This is a genomic window from Sphaerisporangium sp. NPDC005288, assembly GCF_040607475.1.
Lineage (GTDB): Bacteria > Actinomycetota > Actinomycetes > Streptosporangiales > Streptosporangiaceae > Sphaerisporangium > Sphaerisporangium rhizosphaerae.
Genome location: NZ_JBEXGT010000117.1, coordinates 1 through 1278 on the forward strand (window position 1 = coordinate 1; position 1278 = coordinate 1278).

The following is a 1278-nucleotide window of genomic DNA, read 5'->3' on the forward strand; positions in this document are numbered from 1 at the left end:
TGAGCTTGTTCCGCTTTGACGGACACCGTTGGTGTGGTGGTCAGGCCGCGCGGGTTTCTTCGTAGGCGGCGGGGCTAACGTAGCCGAGGCTGCTGTGGAGGCGGCGGAGGTTGTACCAGCTCTCGATGAATTCGAAGATCGCGCTGTGGGCGGCGGCCCGGGTAGGCCAGCGATGCTCGTCCAGTAGTTCGCCCTTGATCGTGGCGAAGAACGATTCGGCCAGGGCGTTGTCCCAGCATTGGCCCCTGCGGCCGACCGACAGCCGGACACCGAGCCGGACTGCCAGGCGGGCGTAGGCGGTACTGGTGTATTGACAGCCGCGGTCCGAGTGGAAGATCACCGGCCCCGCGGGGCGGCGGTTGCGCCACGCCTGCTGCAAGGCGTCGGTGACCAGCTCGGTGCGCAGATGGTCGGCGGTGGCCCAGCCGACCACCCGACGAGACGCGATGTCGATGACCGTCGCCAGATACAACCAGCCCTCATCAGTGCGGATGTAGGTGATGTCGCCACACCAGCGAGTGTCGAACCCCGCAGGGTCGAGTTCGAAGTCGCGGCCGATCAAATCGGGCCGCTTGCCGGCGCCCGGATCGGGGATCGTGGTGATCTGCCGGCGGCGCCGGTACCGGCCCTGCAACGACAGCGCGCGCATCAGCCGGGCCACCCGCCGACGGCCGCATCGCTCGCCCTCGTGTTGCAACGCCGCGTGGATACGCGGCGCGCCATACGTCCCGCGCGAATCGCGGTGAACGTCGCTGATGCGCTCACTCAGCTCCCCGTCCCGGACGGCGCGCGGGCCCGGCGTTGGATTGCGGCGGGCGTAGAAGGCGGCACGGGAGACTTCCAGCAGCTCACACGCCCGTTTGACGTTGTGGCCGCTCTGCTTCTCCGCCTCGATGAACGGGTGCACGCTCACCGGGTCTCCTTCGCGAAGAAAGCCGTCGCTCGCTTGAGGATGTCGACGTCCTCACGTAGCCGGCGGTTCTCCCGCCGCAACGCGGCCAACTCCTCGCGCTCGCTGCTGGTCAGCCCGTCACGCGCTCCGGTGTCGACCTCGGCCTGGCGGACCCAGTCCCGCACCGCGGTCTCGGTCAGATCGAAGTCCTTGGCCACCTGGCCGACCGACCGATCACCGCGCTGACACAACTCGACAATCTCGGCCTTGAACTCCGGCGTGAACGAACGGCGAGGACGCTTCTTCTTCCCCATGCTCTCCATCATGGACATCCTTCCGGGGACGAACCCCTGATCTCAGATGTCCGTCAAACCGGATCAAGCCCA

General features: G+C 67.4%; 2 protein-coding genes. Both read right to left on the reverse strand.

Annotated features, from left to right (window positions below; genetic code table 11):
- Window positions 1-40 precede the first annotated feature (40 nt).
- Window positions 41-913, reverse strand: a complete 873-nt coding sequence (locus ABZU32_RS40930; protein WP_354932182.1) for an IS3 family transposase — start codon at window positions 911-913, stop codon at window positions 41-43.
- On the reverse strand, window positions 910-1218 hold the full coding sequence (locus ABZU32_RS40935; protein WP_354932185.1) for a transposase: 309 nt from the start codon (window positions 1216-1218) through the stop codon (window positions 910-912). The genes ABZU32_RS40930 and ABZU32_RS40935 overlap by 4 nt, the downstream gene beginning before the upstream one ends.
- Window positions 1219-1278: the final 60 nt, after the last annotated feature.